Origin of the sequence: Streptomyces caeruleatus, assembly GCF_001514235.1 — a bacterium.
Classification (GTDB): domain Bacteria; phylum Actinomycetota; class Actinomycetes; order Streptomycetales; family Streptomycetaceae; genus Streptomyces; species Streptomyces caeruleatus.
Genome location: NZ_KQ948926.1, coordinates 215,931 through 237,588, shown reverse-complemented (window position 1 = coordinate 237,588; position 21,658 = coordinate 215,931). Strand labels below are relative to the sequence as shown.

Genomic DNA, 21,658 nt, shown 5'->3' with positions numbered 1-21,658 from the left:
GCAGCGCGGGTGATCGGCGAGCCTGGAGAACATGACAGAAGCGGCGCCGGCCCCCGGCGGGTACGACGAGTCCGAGATGTATCAGGTCCTGGAACGAGGATGCGCGGCCGTGGGCCTCGACAGTCGCGACGCACGCCTCCTCCGAGGACACACCAACGCGGTCGTCCTTCTCAAGCGGGAGCAGGTCGTTGTAAAGATTGCTCGACGAGGAAGCCGCATCGACGATGTCGCGCGCACTGTTGCCTTTGTCCGCTGGCTGATGGACGCCGGGTTCCCAACGGTCCCCCTGCACCCGGTTGACCAGCCCGTCGTCGTCGATGGACACGCGGTGACTTTCTGGTTGTATCTGCCCCAGCCCGAACGGCCGGTGGAGGCGGCGCAGCTCGCGAAGCCTCTCTACGCCCTGCACACCTTGCACTCCCCCCGGCTCGCCTTCCCTGGGCATGACAACATCAGGGCGATCCGTCGCTCGCTATCAGCCATCACCTCCCTGACGGCGGACACTGTCCAGTTCCTGTCGAAGGAGGCGGACCGCCTCGAAGGGGAACTGGAGGACGTGGAGTTCGCTCTGGCGGAGGGGCTGATCCAAGGTGATCCCCAGCATCGAAATGCGCTGCACACGGCCGACGGCGGTGCTGTTCTGTGCGACTGGGACACCATTGCGCGGGGGCAGCCCGAGTGGGACTTGGTCACTGTAGAGGTCCATTGCCGGCGATTCGGCTTCGGCCGAGCTCACTATCAGGCATTCGCCGACACCTACGGTTGGGACGTCACATGCTGGCCGGGCTACCGGACCGTGGCTGCCATCCGCGAGCTACGCATGATCACGACGAATGCCCGGAAGGTGCACCACGCACCGGCAAGCCTGGCCGAGGTGCAGAAGCGAGTGGAGGGACTGCGGAAGCGGGACGGTCTACTTCAGTGGAGCATCCTGTAGCCGTAGGAGTCGGCTGAATGAGGAGATAGACGTGGAACCGGGGCCCGAGCAGTTCAACTGGTCGAACAAATGTTTCACCGGCTTGACTGCGGCGGCGGTGGGCCGCTGGCTTGGTGCAGCAAGCCTGGCCCTTCGGGAGCTTCGCGCGGGGTGCCTTGGAACCGCACGATGTCGATGTCGCTTTCCAGTTCGACTACAGCGTCCTGATCGAACTCGTCCACCGGCCGCTACCCGAATACGAGCCGGGCGACCTGGCGGGGCGCCTCGAAACCTCTGCCCGCCTCGACCCGCTCGACGGCGGCTGGCCCGCCAAGCTCCTGGGCTGCACAGTCAGCCCCGGCAACTGGACCACCACCACTGAGGACTCCGCCACCGGCCGCCGCATCGGCCTGCACGTCGACAACTTCGACCGGCTGCCTTACGCCACGCGCCACCAGGGCCGCCGACGGCTGTGCCTCAATCTAGGCCCCGGCCCCCGCTACCTGCTCATCGGCGACCACAACATCCAACAGATCTGCCTGACGCTGCACGTCGACTTGGAGCAGTACTACCCCCACACCGAGGGCATACGCCGGTACGTAGCCGCAGGAGACTGTCTTCGCTGCGTGCGTATCCGCCTCGAACCGGGTCACGGATACATCGCCCCGACGGAATTCGTGCCCCACGACGGCTCCACCGACGGAATCGACTTGGCCTCCGTCGCCGCCTTCTGGCTCGGACGGCCATCGAGTGCGGCCTGATCGGCAATGGCTCCTTGGAGGGCTTGCGGATCTACGCGGAGAGTGGGAGAGGCTGCCAACTGGTAGGTCGGAGTGCGTGATCCACGGAGATGCATGGCGTGGGAATTGTGCGGTCATCGAAACGCCGGGACCGAACGCCACAGTTTTCCGGGACGGAGGCGTCGGCGGTCAGTGGTTGTCCTTCGCCACTGAAGACGGCGGCGTAGGCAATAGTCGGGCCGACGACGTCGCCACCGCGTGTGAGTCCGCAGAACCACAAGCTGATTGGACGGAGCCGGGCGAGCCACAGGAGGGCGCCAAGCCCGCTGACACGCTGACGCTTTCCGGATGGCCTCTCCCTTGGTCCGGAATTTCGTCCACAGCAGACGAGAAAGAGCCCCAAGGGACTGGAACCTCCGCCGGGATCATGTCAACGTACAACGTCCCGGAAAACACCAGGCCAGCAGTACAGATGCTCCGCTGCGCTCAGGGTTGCGAAATATCTCGGAATCTCGAACCGCGTGAGGCTGCCTTGCTGGCACGGCCCCTACTTGGGAGGTCCGCCTGTCCGATTCTGCTATTCGATCCGCTCGGCTCACTTCGCCCGTTCTCTTCGTCCTCGGTGCGCTGAATGCTTGGTCCGCACAGGCGGCGGGCGACTACGGCGCGGTCAGTACCGGGCTGTGTGTCTGCGTCTGTGGGGCCGGGCTGTTCGGCGAGGATCTGCTGCAACGGAGCTACCGCGACGACCGTGCCGTCCTCGCGCACGTCGCGCCACACCCTGGAGTCACAGCCCGGCACGTGGCCCGGGTCACAGGAATCCCCGAGCGCCTGGTAGCACGAAGCCTTGACCGCCTCACGGATGACGGTCTGCTGGTGCCTGTCGCAGACGGCGCGACTCCGGAGGTGCGCTCATACTGACTGGCTTCCTGACTGAGGCCACCCCAAGACACTGCCGGGCTCATGCGAAGCGGCAGGCAACATAGCCGACGATCGCCGGTTAGCCAAACCGGCGATCGTCCGGAGTATTGATGTCGTTCGCACCGGCTACTTGGCGGTGGACCTGGAGCGGACAGCGCCTTCCTGGTGCCCGGGCGCGGGGTAGCGCCTGTTGGCGCGCAGGACCAGAGCCCGAAAATCCGAGAAAGGCACGACACTCGCCCGACTGTCATCCACCCCACTACATGCTGCGGTGGATTCTGCACAAAATTCGTAAGGATCCCTCATGCGTCCTTTCGCAATACCCCCTGCCCAAAGACTGAATCGAACGCTCCCGCTGCAGCGCTTCTTCGTGCTATGTGACGTAGCGGCAGCGGCGCTTCGGCCTTTGGTGACTCCGTACAGGGGGCGCTGAGTGAGGAAGGGCGATAAGGGCGACGAGTTGATGACCGTTCCCGAGGTCCTGGCAGAGCTGAAGGGCACATCCCGCCGAACCTTCTACCGGTGGCGGGAGATGGGAACAGGGCCTGAGGTACTGAAGCTTCCGAACGGCGAGTTGCGCGTCTGGCGGAGTGTATTCATGGAATGGCTGCATGAGAGAGAGGAAGTCGCAGCTTGAAGACGACCGACGTTCGGATATGGGACGTCAGGGTAAAGCAGCGCCAGGGCAAGGACACCTATGAGGTGCGCTGGGTCGTGGCAGGGCGTGAGGTATCTCGTTCGCGTCGCACTAAGGGGCTTGCCGACAAGCTGCGGTCGCGGCTCCTCATGGCCCAGGAGAGTGGGGAGCAGTTCGACACAGAGACGGGTTTTCCTCCATCTATGGAGGAGAAGGCGCCCGCCCTCACCTGGTACGCCTTCGCCTTGAAATACCTGAAGGTGAAGTGGCCGCATGCCGCGCCGAACTATCGGGACGAGATCAATGAGGCGCTCACGGGTGTCACAAAGGCGCTCATGCCGAAGCGGCCCGGCCGGCCGACCGAGGCGGCGATGCAGAGGGCGCTTCGGGATTGGGCATTCGTTCTTCCTAGCCCGGAAGATCGAGAAATTCCGCCAGAGGCCAGGGCCGTAGTCGACTGGGCGGCAAGGAACTCGCCTCCGCTTGCTGATCTGGCCAAGCCCGCGGTTATGCGGGGAGTGCTGGAAGCGCTCATGTTGAAACTCGATGGAGAAGCGGCATCGAGTGAAACCTTCAAGCGCAAGCGCAAGGTCCTCGTCAATGCGCTCAACTACGCCACGGAGCTGGGCGAGTTCGACGACAATCCTGTCCACTCGGTTTCCGTAGAGGAACCGTCAAGAATCGTCCCCGTTGACCCTCGCGTCGTGGCCAACCCGAAGCAGGCCGGCAACCTGATCGGCGCTGTCTCGTACGTGGGCGGTTACCACCGAGCCAGGGGCAGGCGACTGGTGGGTATGTTCGCCGGCATGTACTACGCCGGGATGCGTCCGGCCGAGACTGTCGGCGTCGCGGTCCAGGACTGCCACCTCCCTGAGGAGGGCTGGGGGTTGGCGAATCTCCATCGGACCAGACCGACGGCAGGGAAGAAGTGGACCAAGACGGGCGAGGTGCACGATGACCGGGGGCTGAAGAATCGGGATCCCAAGGAGGTGCGCCCGACCCCACTGCCGCCGGTCCTCGTCGCTATCTGGCGCGACAGCATCGACACGTTTGGCACGGCAGATGACGGCAGACTCTTCTTCAACGAGCGTGGTGGACTGGTCGGCTCATCGACCTACTCGCGAGCGTGGGCCGAGGCCCGCGAGCTCGGTCTGCCACCGGAGCTTGTTGCGAGCCCACTCGCTGACCGCCCGTACGACTTGCGTCACTCGGCGCTGTCCACGTGGCTGAACGCCGGAGTTGATCCGACGGAGGTCGCAGAGCGAGCCGGAAACACCGTGGAGGTGCTGTTGGCTCGGTATGCGAAGTGCCTCCACGGGCGGCATGTGGTGGCCAACAAACGAATCGAGGATCTGTTGCTCGAATACGAGTGACGATGATCACACCGAACGCCCCGGGGGTAAACCCTCGGGGCGTTTGCTGTGTGGTGGATTGGATGTTTGGTGACCCAATGTCCGATCCCGCGTATGTCCCGCAGCGTGCGTCCTACGGCTGCTTTCGCTGGCCCTCGGCTGCATATGGCTGCAGTTACTTCATTTTGGCATCTGCGCTGGTCAGGTGGCGTTTTAGCCCTCTGACCTGCAGTGCCCCCGGCAGGATTCGAACCTGCGCACACGGCTCCGGAGGCCGTTGCTCTATCCCCTGAGCTACGGGGGCGTGTCGGGCGCCTTGCTTGGCGGCGACGGGTAGAACCCTACCAGCTCTTGGGGGGTGTTCATGAACGGGTTTCAGGGGCGGCGGCACCGTGCGTGACCTGGGGTGGCTCGCTCGCGCGGGGTGGAAGTGGGGAAAACCCGGACGCGGTGGCCGGTCCCGACCTACTCTCGAGTTGTGCCAGGCGCGTCGGGCCGGGTGCTTGTTGTGGACGACAACAAGGTCATCCGGCAGCTGATCAGGGTCAATCTCGAGCTGGAGGGGCTCGAGGTGGTGACCGCGGCCGATGGTGCCGAGTGTCTGGAAGTCGTTCATCAGGTGTGCCCCGACGTGATCACCCTCGACGTGGTCATGCCCCGCCTCGACGGGCTGAGTACCGCCGCGCGGCTGCGTTCCGACCCCCGTACCCGTGATCTCCCCCTCGCCATCATCAGCGCCTGCACCCAGTACGAGGTCGACACCGGCCTCGACGTCGGTGTCGACGCCTTCCTCGCCAAGCCCTTCGAGCCCGCCGAACTCGTCAGCGTCGTACGGCGGTTGATCGAGCGGAGCCCGAGCCGGGAGTGGACGGGGGAAGCGGAAGGGGAAGGCGGGGGCGAGGGCAGAAGCGCGGACAGGCCGGACCCGTCGGACAGGGCAGATCGGTCGGACGGGGCGAACGGGTCGGGCAGGTCGGGCAGGTCAGGCACGTCAGGTAGGAGCGTCGACGCGGCCGTGGTCGGCGGGGTCCTGGGGGGCGCCGGAGAAGCCGCAGGGCGTACCGGCGGCTGATACCGGCGCTGGACGTCCACATCCCGGGACCCAGCCCAAACCCATTCGCATACCCGCCCCCCTCCTCCCCTACGCTTGTCCCGTGACCCCCGTCGAGCTCTCCCGTACCGTGCTGCGCGCGGTGCGTCGTGCTGTCGACGAGGGGGAGCTGCGCGTCGCCGTGCCGGAGCGGGCCCTGGTCAGCGTTCCGGGACCCGGTGGCTGTGGTGACTACGCGACCAACATCGCCCTGCAGCTCGCCCGCCCGGCGGGGGAGCCGCCCCTGCGGGTCGCCGAGATCCTGCGACCGCGCCTCGCCGACGCGGACGGCGTCGCCGACGTCGTCGTCACCGGGCCCGGATTCATCAACATCAGCCTGCGTGAGACCGCGCCCGCCGCCCTCGTCGAGGAGATCCTGAGGCGCGGTACGCGGTACGGGTTCGTCGAGGGGCCTGGCGTGCCCGGTCGGTCCGACGGGCACGCCGGGGCCCGCGCCCGCAGCGGCCACGGCGATTTCTTCGGGCAGGTTCTGCAACTGCACTGCGCCCACGACGTCCGTGCCGTCGTCGTCACGGATGTCCTCGCCCGTCTCCTGCGCTCCCAGGGGGCCCTCGTCCGCACCAGCTGCGAGGGCCGGCCCGAGCTGGAGTGGGAGGCCGTTCTCGGGGCGCGGGTCGACGCTCATGGCAGTGTCGAGTCGCCGGCGCCGCTCGGCGTCGGCGTACGGCCCGTGCCGGCGCCCGCCGACCCGCTCCCGCTCGGCCGTGACGCCGCCCGCTGGGCGCTGCTGCACCCCGCCGGACACGACCGGCCCCGTATCACCGACGAGCACCTCGCCCAGCGTGAGAGCAACCCTCTCTTCCGCGTCCGTTACGCCCACGCCCGCACCCGGGCCCTCGGCCGTAACGCCGCCGACCTGGGGTTCGGCGCCGAACCCGGGGACGTACGACACGACGTCGCCGTCCTGCTCGCCGACCACCCCCGCGTCCTCGCCCAAGCCGCGGCGCACCGCGCGCCCGACCGGCTCGCCCGGCACCTCGTCAGCGTCGCCGATGCCGTGCTGCCGCTGCTGCCCGCCGTCCTGCCCCGCGGTGCGGAGAAACCCTCGGCCGCCCACCGCGCCCGGCTCGCGCTCGCCGAAGCCGCCGGGACGGTGCTGGCCGGTGGCCTGTCCCTGCTCGGCATCGACGCACCCGAACACCTCTGAGAGAGCCCACGAAAGTCATGAGCCGTTCCGCACACCCCGCCGGGCCCCGCCACGCAGACGTCCTCCCCGAGGGCCACTACTCCGGCCCGCCGGCCGACCTCAACACCCTCGATGCCAAGGTGTGGGCCCAGACGGTCGCCCGGGACGCCGAAGGAACCGTCACCGTCGGCGGTGTCGACGTGAAGACCCTCGCCGAACAGCACGGCACCCCCGCCTACATCCTCGACGAGGCCGACTTCCGCGCCCGGGCCCGGGCCTGGCGCGGTGCCTTCGGGGCCGACGCCGACGTCTTCTACGCCGGCAAGGCGTTCCTCTCCCGCGCAGTGGTGCGGTGGCTGCACGAGGAAGGGCTCAACCTGGACGTCTGCTCCGGGGGCGAGCTCGCCACCGCCCTGTCGGCCGGTATGCCCGCCGACCGCATCGCGTTCCACGGCAACAACAAGTCGAAGGATGAGATCCGTCGCGCCATCGAGGCGGGCGTCGGACGTATCGTCCTCGACTCCTTCCAGGAGATCGTCCGGGTCGCGCACATCGCGCAGGAGCTGGGCAAGCGGCAGCGGGTGCAGATCCGTATCACCGTGGGTGTCGAGGCGCACACGCACGAGTTCATCGCCACCGCCCACGAGGACCAGAAGTTCGGCATCCCGCTCGCCGGGGGACAGGCCGCCGAGGCCGTACGGCGGGCGCTGCGGCTCGACTGGCTCGAGGTCATCGGGATCCACTCCCACATCGGGTCGCAGATCTTCGACATGTCGGGCTTCGAGGTCGCCGCGCACCGGGTGGTGGGTCTGCTCAAGGACATCCGGGACGAGCACGGCGTCGAGCTTCCCGAGATCGACCTCGGGGGCGGCCTCGGGATCGCGTACACGAGTGACGACGACCCCCGCGAACCGCACGAGATCGCCAAGGCGCTCACCGAGATCGTCACGCGTGAGTGCGAGGCGGCCAGGCTTCGGACACCGCGTATCTCCGTCGAGCCGGGCCGGGCCATCGTCGGGCCCACCGCCTTCACGCTCTACGAGGTCGGCACCATCAAGCCCCTCGACGGGCTGCGGACGTACGTCTCCGTCGACGGCGGCATGTCGGACAACATCCGTACGGCGCTGTACGACGCCGAGTACAGCGTCGCCCTGGTGTCCCGGACGAGCGACGCCGAGCCCATGCTCGCCCGGGTCGTCGGCAAGCACTGCGAGAGCGGGGACATCGTCGTGAAGGACGCGTTCCTGCCCTCCGACCTGGCACCGGGTGACCTGATCGCCGTACCGGCGACCGGGGCGTACTGCCGGTCCATGGCCAGCAACTACAACCATGTGCTCCGGCCGCCCGTCGTCGCCGTGAACGACGGTGAGTCCCGGGTGATCGTCCGGCGTGAGACGGAGGACGACCTCCTGCGTCTCGACGTCGGGTGACCCCAGGGGCCGGGGACGAAGACCCGGGGGCGGAAGATCTCCTGTCATCCACCCCCGTACAAATGAAATCGATGTCTCACGATCCGGACGAAGGGCAGAAACTCCCGTCCGGTGAGTGAGACTGGTGCAACCGTAGACGGTATGAGGAAACGAGGTCGGATGATGCGTACGCGTCCGCTGAAGGTGGCGCTGCTGGGCTGTGGGGTTGTTGGCTCAGAGGTGGCGCGCATCATGACGACGCACGCCGACGACCTCGCCGCCCGGATCGGGGCTCCCGTGGAGCTCGCGGGCGTGGCCGTACGGCGGCCCTCCAAGGTCCGTGAGGGCATCGACCCCGCGCTCGTCACCACCGACGCGACCGCCCTCGTCAAACGCGGCGACATCGACGTGGTCGTCGAGGTCATCGGGGGCATCGAGCCCGCCCGCACCCTCATCACCACGGCCTTCGAGCACGGCGCCTCGGTCGTGTCCGCGAACAAGGCCCTTCTCGCCCAGGACGGCGCCGCCCTGCACGCCGTGGCGGAGGCGAACAACAAGGACCTCTACTACGAGGCCGCCGTCGCCGGCGCCATCCCGCTGATCCGGCCGCTGCGCGAGTCCCTCGCCGGCGACAAGGTCAACCGGGTGCTCGGCATCGTCAACGGGACCACCAACTTCATCCTCGACAAGATGGACTCGACGGGGGCCGGTTACCAGGAGGCCCTCGACGAGGCCACCGCCCTCGGGTACGCCGAAGCCGACCCGACCGCCGACGTCGAGGGATTCGACGCCGCGGCCAAGGCCGCCATCCTCGCCGGCATCGCCTTCCACACGCGCGTGCGTCTCGACGACGTCTACCGCGAGGGCATGACCGAGGTCACCGCTGCCGACTTCGCCTCCGCGAAGAACATGGGCTGCACCATCAAGCTGCTCGCCATCTGCGAGCGGGCCGCGGACGGCCAGTCGGTCACCGCGCGCGTGCACCCCGCCATGATCCCGCTGACCCACCCGCTCGCCTCCGTGCGCGGCGCGTACAACGCCGTGTTCGTGGAGTCCGACGCCTCCGGTCAGCTCATGTTCTACGGTCCGGGCGCGGGCGGTTCCCCGACCGCCTCGGCCGTACTCGGCGACCTCGTCGCCGTCTGTCGCAACCGACTCAGCGGGGCAACGGGGCCCGGCGAGTCGGCGTACGCCGCCCTGACCGTGTCGCCGATGGGCGATGTCGTCACGCGCTATCACATCAGCCTCGACGTGGCGGACAAACCGGGTGTTCTCGCCCAGGTGGCGACCGTGTTCGCGGAACACGGTGTCTCGATCGATACGGTTCGCCAGCAGGGCAAGGACGGCGAGGCCTCCCTCGTCGTCGTCACCCACCGTGCGTCCGACGCGGCCCTCGTGGGGACCGTCGAGGCGCTGCGCAAGCTCGACACCGTGCGGGGTGTCGCCAGCATCATGCGGGTTGAAGGAGAGTAACCAGCAATGACCCACCAGTGGCGCGGAATCATCGAGGAGTACCGGGACCGGCTGCCCGTCTCCGACACCACGCCGGTCGTGACGCTCCGCGAGGGCGGCACGCCCCTCGTGCCCGCGCAGGTGCTCTCCGAGCGCACGGGCTGCGAGGTCCACCTCAAGGTGGAGGGCGCGAACCCGACCGGGTCCTTCAAGGACCGCGGTATGACCATGGCCATCACCAGGGCGAAGGAGGAGGGGGCCAAGGCCGTCATCTGCGCCTCCACCGGCAACACCTCCGCCTCCGCCGCCGCCTACGCCGTGCGCGCGGGCATGGTCTCGGCCGTTCTAGTCCCGCAGGGCAAGATCGCGCTCGGCAAGATGGGCCAGGCGCTCATCCACGGAGCGAAGATCCTCCAGGTCGACGGCAACTTCGACGACTGCCTCACGCTCGCCCGCGACCTGAGCGACAACTACCCTGTGGCCCTGGTCAATTCGGTCAACCCGGTGCGTATCGAGGGGCAGAAGACGGCCGCCTTCGAGATCGTGGACATGCTGGGCGACGCCCCCGACATCCACGTCCTGCCGGTCGGCAACGCGGGCAACATCACCGCGTACTGGAAGGGCTACACGGAGTACGCCGCCGACGGCATCGCCCAGCGGACCCCGCGCATGTGGGGCTTCCAGGCCTCCGGCTCCGCGCCCATCGTGCGCGGCGAGGTCGTCAAGGACCCGTCGACCATCGCCACCGCCATCCGCATCGGCAACCCGGCTTCCTGGCAGTACGCGCTCGCCGCGCGGGACGAGTCCGGCGGGTTCATCGACGAGGTGACGGATCGTGAAATCCTGCGCGCCTACCGGCTGTTGGCCGCGCAGGAGGGCGTCTTCGTCGAGCCCGCCTCCGCCGCGTCCGTCGCCGGTCTGCTGAAGGCCGCCGAGCAGGGCAAGGTCGACCCGGGCCAGACCATCGTCTGCACCGTCACCGGCAACGGCCTGAAGGACCCCGACTGGGCCGTCGCCGGCGCCCCGCAGCCGGTCACCGTTCCGGTGGACGCCGCCACTGCCGCCGAGCGCCTCGGCCTGGCCTGACGTACCGCTTGACCCGGGGAAATCCCTGGATGGGGTGCACAGGGGGCATACGACACGCATCGTGCGCCTCCTGTGCGCCCTATGTCGCCACAGAACCTACCTTCGATAGGCTGTACCGAACCCGCCCGCCGCATATGCCTCCGCAGGGGGCGCGGTGCCGCGCCGTCTCCGCGGCCCGGAAGCGGCCCCAGGGGTTCTCGTACACATCGAATGTCTTCGTCATCGAATGTCTTCGACCATCACGCAGCTCAAGGAGAGTCATCAAGCGATGGCCGGTCCAGCGTTCCGCGCCGCCGCCGTCCGGGTGCGCGTCCCCGCCACCAGCGCCAACCTCGGCCCGGGCTTCGACGCCCTCGGCCTGTCGCTGGGGCTCTACGACGACGTGGTCGTCCGGGTGGCCGACTCCGGGCTGCACATCGACATCGCGGGTGAGGGCAGCGAGACGCTGCCACGTGACGAAAAGCACCTTCTCGTACGCTCCCTGCGCACCGCCTTCGATCTGCTGGGCGGCCAGCCGCGCGGCCTGGAGATCGTCTGCGCCAACCGCATCCCGCACGGCCGCGGCCTCGGCTCCTCCTCGGCCGCCATCTGCGCCGGCATCGTCGCCGCCCGCGCCGTGACCATAGGCGGCGAGGCCAAGCTCGACGACGCGGCCCTGCTGGAGCTGGCCACCGAGATCGAGGGCCACCCCGACAACGTCGCGGCCTGTCTGCTCGGCGGTTTCACCCTCTCCTGGATGGAGGCCGGCGCCGCCCGGGCCATCAGGATGGATCCCGCCGATTCCATCGTTCCGGTGGTTTTCGTGCCCGGAAAGCCGGTCCTCACCGAGACCGCGCGCGGCCTGCTCCCGCGCACCGTCCCGCACGTCGACGCCGCCACCAACGCGGGCCGTGCCGCCCTGCTCGTCGAGGCCCTGACCAGGCGCCCCGAGCTGCTGCTGCCCGCCACCGAGGACCGTCTCCACCAGGAGTACCGCGCACCGGCGATGCCGGAGAGCGCCGCGCTGGTGGAGCGACTGCGGGCCGACGGAGTCCCGGCAGTCATCTCAGGAGCAGGACCCACCGTGCTCGCGCTGGCCGACGCGGACAGTGCCGACAAGGTGGCCCATCTGGCAGGCGAGGGCTGGGCCGCCAACCGGCTCGACCTCGACGCGCTGGGAGCGAGCGTGTTGCCGCTTGCTCCCTCCGGTGACATTTAAAAGCGCGCGGTTGCCGGATTTCGAGAGGGGGAATGTTTGTTGGATCCGGTAGTGTTAACCTCAAGTCTGCACCCGACCCCACCATGGCGAGGTGCTTCGTGTCCCCGTCCGGGACAGACATTCTTCCGGGAGCCTCCCAAGCCGCACTGTGTTCCGTACGACGTATGCGGGCAGTACCTCGTACGCGGGCGCTGAGCGACTTGCCGGGCACGCTCCGGAACCGGCGCGACCGAGCCGCGTGACACAGACACTGAGTGCCACGGCTCTGGGAAGCGCCATCACCAGATATTTCCTCCGCCGCTTTGGCGGACCACCGCCCCGGCACGGTCCACACACCAAGGACCGAAGCCGGACAGCACAAACGGTCGCCGAGCCAGACAGGCCGACGTCCGCTCCAGGGAAGGACCCTTCGTGAGCGACACCACCGATCTGATGGGCGCACGTGTCGAGGAGACCGCTGCCGCGCCCGCCACGGACGCCTCCGCGCCTGCCACCGGTGCCGGCTCCCGGCGGCGCCGCGGTACCGGCCTCGAGGGCATGGTGCTGGCCGAGCTGCAGCAGGTCGCATCCGGCCTCGGCATCAGGGGCACGGCGCGTATGCGCAAGAGCCAGCTGATCGAGGTCATCAAGGAGGCGCAGGCCGGAGGGGGATCCGCCCCGGCGAAGGCCGAGGCCGCCACCGAGACCAAGCCGAAGCGCCGCGCCACCTCCCGGGCCCGTACGGGCGACGAGGCCGCCGCCGCGAAGAAGGCGGAGAAGGCCACCGAGGCCCCCGCCGAGAAGGCCGTGGCCCAGCAGCAGATCGAGATTCCCGGCCAGCCGGCCAGCGAGGACGCGCCGGTCGAGCGCCGTCGTCGCCGTGCCACCGCCGACGCCGGTGCCCCCGCGGCCGCCCCCGAGACGGTCGCCGCCGAGGCGAAGAGCGAGCCGAAGGCCGAGACGCCCGCGCAGTCGCAGGGCCAGCAGGGTGACGCCAAGGGCGACGCCGGTGACGGTGGCGAGGGCCGCCGTCGCGACCGCCGTGAGCGCGGCCGGGACCGGGACCGCGGAGAGCGCGGGGACCGCGGCGACCGTCGCAAGGGCGACGACCAGCAGGGCGGCGGCCGTCAGGACCGCCAGCAGGGCCAGCAGCAGGGCGGCGGTCGTCAGGACCGCCAGGACCGTCAGCGCGACAACGGCCCGCAGGACGACGACGACTTCGAGGGTGGCCGCCGTGGCCGTCGCGGCCGTTACCGCGACCGCCGGGGCCGTCGTGGTCGCGACGAGATGGGCGGCGCGGAGCCGCAGATCAACGAGGACGACGTCCTGATCCCCGTCGCGGGCATCCTGGACATCCTCGACAACTACGCCTTCATCCGGACCTCCGGCTACCTGCCCGGTCCCAACGACGTGTACGTCTCCCTGGCTCAGGTTCGCAAGAACGGCCTGCGCAAGGGCGACCACGTCACCGGTGCGGTCCGTCAGCCGAAGGAAGGCGAGCGGCGCGAGAAGTTCAACGCGCTGGTGCGTCTCGACTCCGTCAACGGCATGGCGCCCGAACACGGCCGTGGCCGCCCGGAGTTCAACAAGCTCACCCCGCTGTACCCGCAGGACCGCCTCCGCCTGGAGACGGACCCGGGCGTGCTGACCACCCGCATCATCGACCTCGTGTCGCCGATCGGTAAGGGCCAGCGTGGTCTGATCGTGGCCCCGCCGAAGACCGGCAAGACCATGATCATGCAGGCCATCGCCAACGCGATCACGCACAACAACCCCGAGTGCCACCTGATGGTCGTCCTCGTCGACGAGCGTCCGGAAGAGGTCACCGACATGCAGCGGTCGGTGAAGGGCGAGGTCATCTCCTCGACCTTCGACCGCCCGGCCGAGGACCACACGACGGTCGCCGAGCTCGCCATCGAGCGCGCCAAGCGGCTGGTGGAGCTGGGGCACGACGTCGTCGTGCTGCTCGACTCCATCACGCGTCTGGGCCGTGCGTACAACCTCGCCGCGCCCGCCTCCGGCCGCATCCTCTCCGGTGGTGTCGACTCGACCGCGCTGTACCCGCCGAAGCGCTTCTTCGGTGCCGCGCGGAACATCGAGGACGGTGGCTCGCTCACCATCCTGGCCACCGCTCTGGTCGACACCGGGTCCCGCATGGACGAGGTGATCTTCGAGGAGTTCAAGGGCACCGGCAACATGGAGCTCAAGCTCGACCGCAAGCTCGCGGACAAGCGCATCTTCCCGGCGGTGGACGTGGACGCGTCCGGTACCCGTAAGGAAGAGATCCTGCTCGGCAACGAGGAGCTGGCGGTTGTCTGGAAGCTGCGGCGGGTGCTGCACGCGCTGGACCAGCAGCAGGCGATCGAGCTGCTGCTCGACAAGATGAAGCAGACGAAGTCGAACGTCGAGTTCCTGATGCAGATTCAGAAGACGACGCCGACGCCGGGCAATGGCGACTAAGAGCTCGGGTATGCGGGTTGCTCGTCGAGTGCGGGTGGTTCGTGGTTGATCGCGCAGTTCCCCGCGCCCCTAGAGGGCGTTGAGGCCGCCCCCCGTCAGACAGTGACGGGGGGCGGCCTTTTGGCGCTGAGAGGAACGGGCGTATCCATGCGCCCCTTCCTGCACATGCATCCCTGGGGGGACCTACTTGAGCACCACCATGTCCGGCAGCGGTCGGCACAAACGCCGGATACGTCTCGGGCTGCCCGTTGCCGCTGTCGGTGTCGCCGCTGCCGTCGCGGCGGCGCTGCTGACCGCGTCCGCGGGGGCCGCGACCGCGCTGCCCACGCCCACCGTGAAGCCGGCGACCGGTTCGGCCTCGCTCGCCGAGCTGGAGCGGCGGGTCGCGGGGGCCGTTGCCGGGGACGACGCCGCAGGAGAGACGGCGAAGAAGTCGTCGTACGGCGCGAGCACGACCGACGCCGCGGGCGACTCCACCGTGAGCCCCATGGTGATCGGCGGCACGACCACCGGCATCACCTCGGCGCCCTGGATGGCGCAGCTCTGGTACTACGACGACCAGGGCACCGCCGACGAGGCGGACGACCTCGGGTTCTTCTGCGGGGGCGCCGTCGTCGCGCCGACGAAGATCCTCACCGCCGCGCACTGCGTCAAGGGCTACGACTGGTACACCTACGGCGCCGTCATCACCGGCACCGCCCAGCTCCCGACCACCGACGACGCCGGCGACAGCGATCTGCACGGCGGCACCGTCAGCCTGCCGCACCGGCAGTGGTACCACCCGTCGTACAACGCGACGACGATCGACAACGACATCGCCGTCATCACCCTGGCGGGCCCGGTCAAGGCGACGCCGATCCGCATGACGGCGTCCGGTGACACCGCCTCGTACGCCGCCGGGACCAGCGCCAAGGTCTACGGCTGGGGCCGGACCAGCTCCACCGGCCAGGACATCTCCGGCACGCTGAAGACGGCCACGCTGCCGATCCAGTCCGACAGCACCTGCGCGGGCTACTACGGCAGTGAGTTCATCAAGGGCCACATGGTCTGCGCGGGCACGCCGGCCAGCGGCAGCGACACCGGTACGACCTCCGCCTGCAACGGCGACTCCGGCGGGCCGCTCGTCGTGAACGGGCGGATCGTCGGCGTCGTCTCCTGGGGTGTGCAGGACTGCGTCGCCCAGGGCGCCTACAGCGTCTTCGCCAAGGTCACCTCCTACGTCGGTGCCGCCTACCCCCGGGTCGACGACACCAACATCAGCGGGGACCACCGGGCCGACCTGTGGCTGCGCAACGCCTCCACGAAGACCGGCTACTCGAAGGACTCGGGCGGCACCTCCTTCGCCGCGCGCGAGTCCTGGGGCAACTGGAGCGGCGCCGACCTCGTCCTCCAGACCGACCTCGACCGGGACGGCTACCAGGACCTCATCTACCGGCGCGGCTCCGACGGCGACCTGTTCTGGTCGCACTACGTGCCGTCGAGCGGCAGCTGGGCCACCAAGCAGCTCGCCGACAACTGGAAGACCCGCACCCGCATCGTCGTCCCGGGCGACGTCACCGGCGACTACCTGCCCGACCTGCTCTCCGTCGACTCCGGCGGGTACCTGTGGATCTACCCGGGCAAGGGCAACGGCACCTTCGGCACCCGCGTGAAGGTCGGCTCCGGCTGGAACCAGTACAACTCCCTGCGCGGCCACGGCGACTTCACCGGCGACGGCAGGACGGACCTGATCGCACGCAGCAGGACGGGCGGCTACATCTACCTGTTCAAGGGCACCGGCAAGTCCGGCACCGGCGCGTTCGCCCCCCGCATCAAGGTGCGCACCTGGGCGACGTACAACGGCTTCGACGCCGTCGGCGACGTCACCGGCGACGGCAAGGCCGACTTCCTGGCCCGTAACACCGCCGGCACGCTCTACCTGTACCCGGGCACCGGAAAGGCCACGAGCGAGATCTTCAGCACACCGAAGTCCGTCGGCACCGATTACAAGCAGTACGACATTCTCGGCTGAAAGCGCAGGTGAGACCGGCCTGCCCGGGATCGCCGACTACGGACCGTGCCCATCGCTCCCCGGCGGTGGGCACGGTCCGTTGTGCAACCCTTCTCCGAGTTTCCCCGTCTGACCGGACGGGGCGACGATGGTGTGGTACGGGCCAAATGGCCACGCCTGTCCCTGAAAGCAGGGGGTAACCGACCGGAACGAGAACCGAGGAGCACAGTGTCCGCCGAGAGCACGCCGGAGCCCGGCATACCGGGCGAGACCGGCACCGCAGGTCCGCGCCACCGGGCCAAGGGCCGCCGCCGCAAACCCCGGGACAAACGCAAGGGCCTGCTGATCATGGCCTGGACGGCCGCCGGGATCGTGATCCTGGGCGGCACCGGCGCCGGGTACCTGTACTTCAAGCTCAACGGCAACCTCAAGAGCGTCGACATCGACCAGGCCCTCGGCACCGAACGGCCGGAGAAGGTCGACAACGGCTCGGAGAACATCCTCGTCCTCGGCTCGGACACCCGCTCCGGCAGCAACAAGCAGCTCGGCGGCGGCACCGACGACGGCAGCGCCCGCTCGGACACGGCGATGATCGTGCACGTCTACGAGGGCCACAAGAAGGCCAGCGTGGTCTCCATCCCGCGCGACACCCTCGTCGACCGCCCCCGGTGCACCGACACCGACGGCGACACGCACGACGCCGCGTCCGGCGTGATGTTCAACGAGGCGTACTCCACGGGCGGCGCCGCCTGCACCGTGAAGACGGTCGAGTCCATCACCGGCATCCGCATGGACCACTACCTGGAGGTCGACTTCTCCGGCTTCCAGAAGCTCATCGACGAGCTCGGCGGCGTAGAGGTCACCACCACCAAGGACATCAACGACCCCGACAGCCACCTCCACCTCAAGGCCGGAACCCACCAGCTCACCGGTAAGCAGGCCCTGGGCCTGGTCCGCACCCGGCACGGCGTCGGCGACGGCTCGGACCTCGGCCGCATCCAGCTCCAGCAGGCCTTCATCAAGGCACTCCTCAACCAGATCAAGAACATCGACCTCTTCGACAACCCGAAGAAGCTCCTCGACCTCGCCAACACCGCCACCAAGGCCGTGACCACCGACTCCGACCTCGGCTCGGTCAACAAGCTGATGTCGTTCGCAGGCGGACTTAAAAGCATCAGCTCCAAGAACATGCACATGGTCACGATGCCGGTCCGGTACGACCCGGCGGACCCGAACCGCGTACTCGTGGCGAAGGCCAAGGCCCAGCTGGTGTGGGACGCCCTGAAGCACGACAGGCCGATCCCGAAGTCGGCCACCGAAGGCACGGCTGCGGGAGCTGCCAAGGGCGTGGTGAGCGCCCCTTGAGGGGCGCGGGGCCGGCAGGGAATACATGACGCGAACCCCCGGTTTTGGGGGATGGCCCCAGTCCTGGCAGACTGGTACGTCGGCCCCGGTTCACGCGACCGCACCCCGCGGGAGCGACCCGGTGCCCTCCCGAAACTAGGAGACACCTTGAAGCGCGACATCCACCCCGAGTACGTCGAGACGCAGGTCAGCTGCACCTGTGGCGCGTCGTTCACCACCCGTAGCACGATCGAGAGCGGCACCATCCGCGCCGAGGTCTGCTCCGAGTGCCACCCGTTCTACACGGGCAAGCAGAAGATCCTCGACACCGGTGGCCGTGTGGCCCGCTTCGAGGCCCGCTTCGGCAAGGCGACTGCCGGCTCCAAGAAGTAGCGAGCTCCAATTCGCCGGTCCACGGTCGCGCCCCTCACAGGCGCGCCGGGACCGGCGTTTTTGGTCGCCCGCCTTCCCCCTTCTTTCTTACGCAGTTCAGGAGCCCAAGATGTTCGAGGCCGTCGAGGACCTGGTCGTTGAGCACGCCGACCTGGAGACGAAGCTCGCCGACCCGTCGGTCCACGCCGACCAGGCCAACGCGCGCAAGCTCAACAAGCGCTACGCCGAGCTCACCCCGATCGTCGGTACGTACCGCTCCTGGAAGCAGACCGGCGACGACATCGAGACGGCGAAGGAGTTCGCCGCCGACGACCCGGACTTCGCGGCCGAGGTCAAGGAGCTGGAGAAGCAGCGCGAGGAGCTGACCGAGAAGCTGCGGCTGCTGCTCGTCCCGCGCGACCCCAGCGACGACAAGGACGTCATCCTCGAGATCAAGGCGGGCGCGGGCGGCGACGAGTCGGCGCTGTTCGCCGGCGACCTGCTGCGCATGTACCTGCGGTACGCCGAGCGGGTCGGCTGGAAGACCGAGATCATCGACTCCACCGAGTCCGAGCTCGGCGGTTACAAGGACGTCCAGGTCGCGGTGAAGACCAAGGGCGGCCAGGGCGCCACCGAGCCCGGGCAGGGCGTCTGGGCCCGACTGAAGTACGAGGGCGGTGTGCACCGCGTGCAGCGCGTGCCGGCGACCGAGTCCCAGGGCCGTATCCACACCTCCGCGGCCGGTGTGCTCGTCACGCCCGAGGCCGAGGAGATCGATGTCGAGATCAACCCGAACGACCTCCGTATCGACGTGTACCGGTCGTCCGGCCCGGGTGGCCAGTCCGTCAACACGACCGACTCCGCGGTGCGCATCACGCACATTCCCACCGGAGTCGTCGCCTCCTGCCAGAACGAGAAGAGCCAGCTGCAGAACAAGGAGCAGGCGATGCGTATCCTGCGCTCCAGGCTGCTCGCGGCGGCGCAGGAGGAGGCCGAGAAGGAGGCCGCCGACGCCCGCCGCAGCCAGGTCCGCACCGTCGACCGCTCCGAGAAGATCCGTACCTACAACTTCCCGGAGAATCGCATCTCGGACCACCGCGTCGGCTTCAAGGCGTACAACCTGGACCAGGTGTTGGACGGCGACCTCGACTCGGTGATCCAGGCCTGCGTCGACGCGGACTCGGCCGCCAAGCTCGCGGCCGCGTAAGGACGTACGAGTACGACACGGAGGACTTGCGTGCAGCAATTCATCGGGGGGCGAACCCCGAGCCCCCGCAGCGTGCTGCTCGCGGAGGTGGCCCAGGCCACCCAGCGGCTGGCCGACGCCGGCGTGCCCTCGCCGCGCAACGACGCGGAGGAGCTCGCCGCGTTCGTGCACGGCGTGAAGCGGGGCGAGCTGCACTCCGTGAAGGACTCGGACTTCGACGCCCGCTACTGGGAGGTCATCGCCCGGCGCGAGCAGCGCGAGCCGCTGCAGCACATCACCGGGCGGGCGTACTTCCGCTATCTCGAACTCCAAGTCGGGCCCGGGGTGTTCGTGCCCCGCCCCGAGACGGAGTCGGTGGTCGGCTGGGCCATAGACGCCGTGCGCGCGATGGACGTCGTCGAGCCCTGCATCGTCGACCTGTGCACCGGCTCCGGCGCCATCGCGCTCGCCCTCGCCCAGGAGGTCCCGCGCTCCCGCGTGCACGCCGTGGAGCTGTCCGAGGACGCCCTGCGGTGGACCCGCAAGAACGTCGAGGGGTCCAGGGTCGACCTGCGGCAGGGCAACGCCCTGGACGCCTTCCGCGACCTTGACGGCCAGGTCGACCTGGTCATCTCCAACCCGCCGTACATCCCGCTCACCGAGTGGGAGTACGTCGCTCCCGAGGCACGGGACTACGATCCCGAACTCGCCCTGTTCTCCGGCGAGGACGGCCTCGACCTCATCCGCGGTCTGGAACGGACCGCACACCGGCTCCTGCGCCCCGGCGGCGTCGTCGTCATCGAGCACGCCGACACCCAGGGCGGCCAGGTGCCGTGGATCTTCACCGAGGAGCGGGGCTGGGCCGACGCGGCCGACCACCCGGACCTCAACAACCGCCCCCGGTTCGCGACGGCCCGCAAGGCACTGCCGTGACCACCGCCCCGACTTCGATTCCGCAGTACGTGTACGAGGAGGCCCGCTAGATATGGCACGGCGATACGACACCAACGACGCGACCGACCGCACGACGGGTCTGCGTGAGGCCGCGTCCGCCGTCCGCCGTGGCGAGCTCGTGGTCCTCCCGACCGACACGGTGTACGGCATCGGCGCCGACGCGTTCACCAAGGAGGCCGTCGGCGACCTGCTGGAGGCCAAGGGGCGGGGCCGCAACATGCCCACCCCCGTGCTGATCGGCTCCCCGAACACGCTCCACGGTCTCGTCACCGACTTCTCCGAGCTGGCCTGGGAGCTGGTCGACGCGTTCTGGCCGGGCGCGCTGACGCTGGTCGCCAAGCACCAGCCGTCGCTGCAGTGGGACCTGGGCGACACCCGGGGCACGGTCGCCGTGCGCATGCCGCTGCACCCCGTCGCCATCGAGCTGCTGACCGAGGTCGGCCCGATGGCCGTGTCCTCGGCGAACCTGACGGGCCACCCCGCGCCCGAGGACTGCGACGCCGCGCAGGAGATGCTCGGCGACTCGGTCTCCGTCTACCTGGACGGCGGCCCGACCCCCGGCAACGTCCCGTCGTCGATCGTCGACGTCACGGGAGAGGTGCCCCTCCTGCTGCGTGCGGGCGCGATCTCCGCCGACGAGCTGCGGAAGGTCGTACCCGACCTCGAGGTGGCCAATTGACAGCCCCTGACGTGGGGCGTGGCATAGGCAACGGGGAAAGCGCGGCGGAGATCACGACGACCTTCGTGGGACTCCCGCGCGACAGCTTCCGCATCCTCCACGTCAGCACCGGAAACGTGTGCCGCTCGCCGATCACCGAGCGGCTGACCCGTCATTTCGTGGCGCAGCGCCTCGGGGTGCTCGGCGGCGGGCTGATCGTGGAGAGCGCGGGCACCTGGGGCCACGAGGGCGCGCCCATGGAGTCCAACGCGGAGACGGTCCTCGGCGACTTCGGCGCGGACGCCTCCGGCTTCGTCGGCCGCGAGCTCCTCGACGAACACGTCATCCGGGCCGACCTGGTCCTGACCGCCACCCGCGACCACCGTGCCCAGGTCATCTCCATGGGCCACTCGGCGGGCCTGCGCACCTTCACCCTGAAGGAGTTCACCCGCCTGGTGAAGGCGATAGACCCCGCGACGCTCCCTCCCCTGGAGGAGGGCGTGGTCTTCCGCGCACGCGCCCTGGTCCGTGCGGCGGCGGCTCTACGCGGGTGGCTGCTGGCGCCGACGGCGGAGGCGGACGAGGTGTATGACCCGTACGGGGCGCCGCTCACGTTCTTCCGGTCGGTGGGGGACGAGATACATGAGGCGCTGGATCCGGTGGTGACGGCGTTGACGGGGGTTCCGGCGCGGGCGTGACGCGGGCGCGGGTGCCGGCGAAGGCGTGACAACGCCGGGCGGCCCTGACGTCCCCGGCCTACATTGGAC

The 21,658-nt window shown here is 69.0% G+C and carries 18 protein-coding genes, 1 tRNA gene and 1 pseudogene; 19 read left to right on the top strand and 1 reads right to left on the bottom strand.

The genetic code is table 11. The features are described 5' to 3' along the window. Positions 1–31 precede the first annotated feature (31 nt). The 5 genes from AQJ67_RS09785 (at position 32) to AQJ67_RS09775 (ending at position 4,587) form a co-directional block, all read left to right on the top strand. Positions 32–937 carry a phosphotransferase gene (locus tag AQJ67_RS09785; protein ID WP_062717704.1) on the top strand — a complete coding sequence of 302 codons (906 nt, stop codon included), beginning with the start codon at positions 32–34 and terminating at the stop codon, positions 935–937. Between the two features lie 155 nt (positions 938–1,092). Continuing rightward, positions 1,093–1,677, top strand: coding sequence for a hypothetical protein (locus AQJ67_RS09780; RefSeq protein WP_062717703.1), 585 nt, complete (start codon positions 1,093–1,095; stop codon positions 1,675–1,677). 543 nt (positions 1,678–2,220) lie between these two features. Next, the gene (locus tag AQJ67_RS50405) at positions 2,221–2,577 is read left to right on the top strand and encodes a MarR family transcriptional regulator (RefSeq protein ID WP_079055858.1); all 357 of its coding nucleotides are present in this window, start codon (positions 2,221–2,223) and stop codon (positions 2,575–2,577) included. Positions 2,578–3,040: 463 nt separating this feature from the next. Beyond that, entirely contained in the window at positions 3,041–3,214 is a 174-nt protein-coding gene (locus AQJ67_RS49120) for a helix-turn-helix transcriptional regulator (RefSeq protein WP_079055910.1), read from the top strand. Continuing rightward, positions 3,211–4,587 (top strand): tyrosine-type recombinase/integrase, encoded by a 1,377-nt coding sequence (locus AQJ67_RS09775; protein ID WP_062717702.1) that lies wholly within the window; start codon positions 3,211–3,213, stop codon positions 4,585–4,587. Before AQJ67_RS49120 ends, AQJ67_RS09775 begins: the two co-directional genes overlap by 4 nt. A 211-nt stretch (positions 4,588–4,798) precedes the next feature. Here the strand turns inward: AQJ67_RS09775 and AQJ67_RS09770 are convergent. After that, positions 4,799–4,870: transfer RNA gene (locus AQJ67_RS09770), tRNA-Arg, on the bottom strand. Between the two features lie 126 nt (positions 4,871–4,996). Between AQJ67_RS09770 and AQJ67_RS46665 the strand changes: the two are divergent. The 14 genes and pseudogenes from AQJ67_RS46665 to AQJ67_RS09700 form a co-directional block, all read left to right on the top strand. Further along, positions 4,997–5,425, top strand: a pseudogene (locus AQJ67_RS46665) (response regulator); the annotation flags it as partial. A 295-nt stretch (positions 5,426–5,720) separates the two neighbouring features. Then, on the top strand, positions 5,721–6,824 hold the full coding sequence (nrtL, locus tag AQJ67_RS09760; RefSeq protein WP_062717700.1) for an ArgS-related anticodon-binding protein NrtL: 1,104 nt from the start codon (positions 5,721–5,723) through the stop codon (positions 6,822–6,824). A gap of 17 nt (positions 6,825–6,841) precedes the next feature. Then, positions 6,842–8,233, top strand: a complete 1,392-nt coding sequence (gene lysA / locus AQJ67_RS09755; RefSeq protein ID WP_062717699.1) for a diaminopimelate decarboxylase — start codon at positions 6,842–6,844, stop codon at positions 8,231–8,233. A gap of 162 nt (positions 8,234–8,395) precedes the next feature. Continuing rightward, positions 8,396–9,685, top strand: coding sequence for a homoserine dehydrogenase (locus AQJ67_RS46660; RefSeq protein ID WP_062718480.1), 1,290 nt, complete (start codon positions 8,396–8,398; stop codon positions 9,683–9,685). A 6-nt stretch (positions 9,686–9,691) separates the two neighbouring features. Then, positions 9,692–10,750: a threonine synthase gene (gene thrC, locus AQJ67_RS46655; RefSeq protein ID WP_062717698.1), complete on the top strand. Its 1,059-nt coding sequence runs from the start codon at positions 9,692–9,694 to the stop codon at positions 10,748–10,750. Positions 10,751–11,018: 268 nt separating this feature from the next. Continuing rightward, the gene (thrB, locus tag AQJ67_RS09740; protein ID WP_062717697.1) at positions 11,019–11,948 is read left to right on the top strand and encodes a homoserine kinase; all 930 of its coding nucleotides are present in this window, start codon (positions 11,019–11,021) and stop codon (positions 11,946–11,948) included. A gap of 411 nt (positions 11,949–12,359) precedes the next feature. Then, positions 12,360–14,387: a transcription termination factor Rho gene (gene rho / locus AQJ67_RS09735; RefSeq protein ID WP_062717696.1), complete on the top strand. Its 2,028-nt coding sequence runs from the start codon at positions 12,360–12,362 to the stop codon at positions 14,385–14,387. 199 nt (positions 14,388–14,586) lie between these two features. Continuing rightward, positions 14,587–16,398, top strand: a complete 1,812-nt coding sequence (locus AQJ67_RS09730) for a trypsin-like serine protease (RefSeq protein ID WP_062717695.1) — start codon at positions 14,587–14,589, stop codon at positions 16,396–16,398. A 207-nt stretch (positions 16,399–16,605) separates the two neighbouring features. Further along, a complete protein-coding gene (locus AQJ67_RS09725; protein WP_062717694.1) occupies positions 16,606–17,742 on the top strand; it encodes an LCP family protein in 1,137 nt (378 codons plus the stop codon). A 147-nt stretch (positions 17,743–17,889) separates the two neighbouring features. Then, positions 17,890–18,114, top strand: coding sequence for a 50S ribosomal protein L31 (gene rpmE, locus AQJ67_RS09720; protein WP_062709720.1), 225 nt, complete (start codon positions 17,890–17,892; stop codon positions 18,112–18,114). A 109-nt stretch (positions 18,115–18,223) separates the two neighbouring features. Then, the gene (prfA, locus tag AQJ67_RS09715) at positions 18,224–19,300 is read left to right on the top strand and encodes a peptide chain release factor 1 (protein WP_062717693.1); all 1,077 of its coding nucleotides are present in this window, start codon (positions 18,224–18,226) and stop codon (positions 19,298–19,300) included. 72 nt (positions 19,301–19,372) lie between these two features. Beyond that, the gene (prmC, locus tag AQJ67_RS09710; protein ID WP_062717692.1) at positions 19,373–20,212 is read left to right on the top strand and encodes a peptide chain release factor N(5)-glutamine methyltransferase; all 840 of its coding nucleotides are present in this window, start codon (positions 19,373–19,375) and stop codon (positions 20,210–20,212) included. Between the two features lie 52 nt (positions 20,213–20,264). Further along, on the top strand, positions 20,265–20,912 hold the full coding sequence (locus tag AQJ67_RS09705) for an L-threonylcarbamoyladenylate synthase (RefSeq protein ID WP_062717691.1): 648 nt from the start codon (positions 20,265–20,267) through the stop codon (positions 20,910–20,912). Further along, positions 20,909–21,589 (top strand): arsenate reductase/protein-tyrosine-phosphatase family protein, encoded by a 681-nt coding sequence (locus AQJ67_RS09700; RefSeq protein WP_062717690.1) that lies wholly within the window; start codon positions 20,909–20,911, stop codon positions 21,587–21,589. The genes AQJ67_RS09705 and AQJ67_RS09700 overlap by 4 nt, the downstream gene beginning before the upstream one ends. Positions 21,590–21,658 lie beyond the last annotated feature (69 nt).

What these genes read in the sequence shown, in the direction of transcription:
- AQJ67_RS09785 (WP_062717704.1), top strand. Translation starts at nt 32, where the DNA reads ATGACAGAAGCGGCGCCGGCCCCCGGCGGGTACGACGAGTCCGAGATG.
- AQJ67_RS49120 (WP_079055910.1), top strand. Translation starts at nt 3,041, where the DNA reads ATGACCGTTCCCGAGGTCCTGGCAGAGCTGAAGGGCACATCCCGCCGA.
- lysA (WP_062717699.1), top strand. Translation starts at nt 6,842, where the DNA reads ATGAGCCGTTCCGCACACCCCGCCGGGCCCCGCCACGCAGACGTCCTC.
- AQJ67_RS46660 (WP_062718480.1), top strand. Translation starts at nt 8,396, where the DNA reads ATGCGTACGCGTCCGCTGAAGGTGGCGCTGCTGGGCTGTGGGGTTGTT.
- thrC (WP_062717698.1), top strand. Translation starts at nt 9,692, where the DNA reads ATGACCCACCAGTGGCGCGGAATCATCGAGGAGTACCGGGACCGGCTG.
- thrB (WP_062717697.1), top strand. Translation starts at nt 11,019, where the DNA reads ATGGCCGGTCCAGCGTTCCGCGCCGCCGCCGTCCGGGTGCGCGTCCCC.
- AQJ67_RS09730 (WP_062717695.1), top strand. Translation starts at nt 14,587, where the DNA reads ATGTCCGGCAGCGGTCGGCACAAACGCCGGATACGTCTCGGGCTGCCC.
- prfA (WP_062717693.1), top strand. Translation starts at nt 18,224, where the DNA reads ATGTTCGAGGCCGTCGAGGACCTGGTCGTTGAGCACGCCGACCTGGAG.
- AQJ67_RS09705 (WP_062717691.1), top strand. Translation starts at nt 20,265, where the DNA reads ATGGCACGGCGATACGACACCAACGACGCGACCGACCGCACGACGGGT.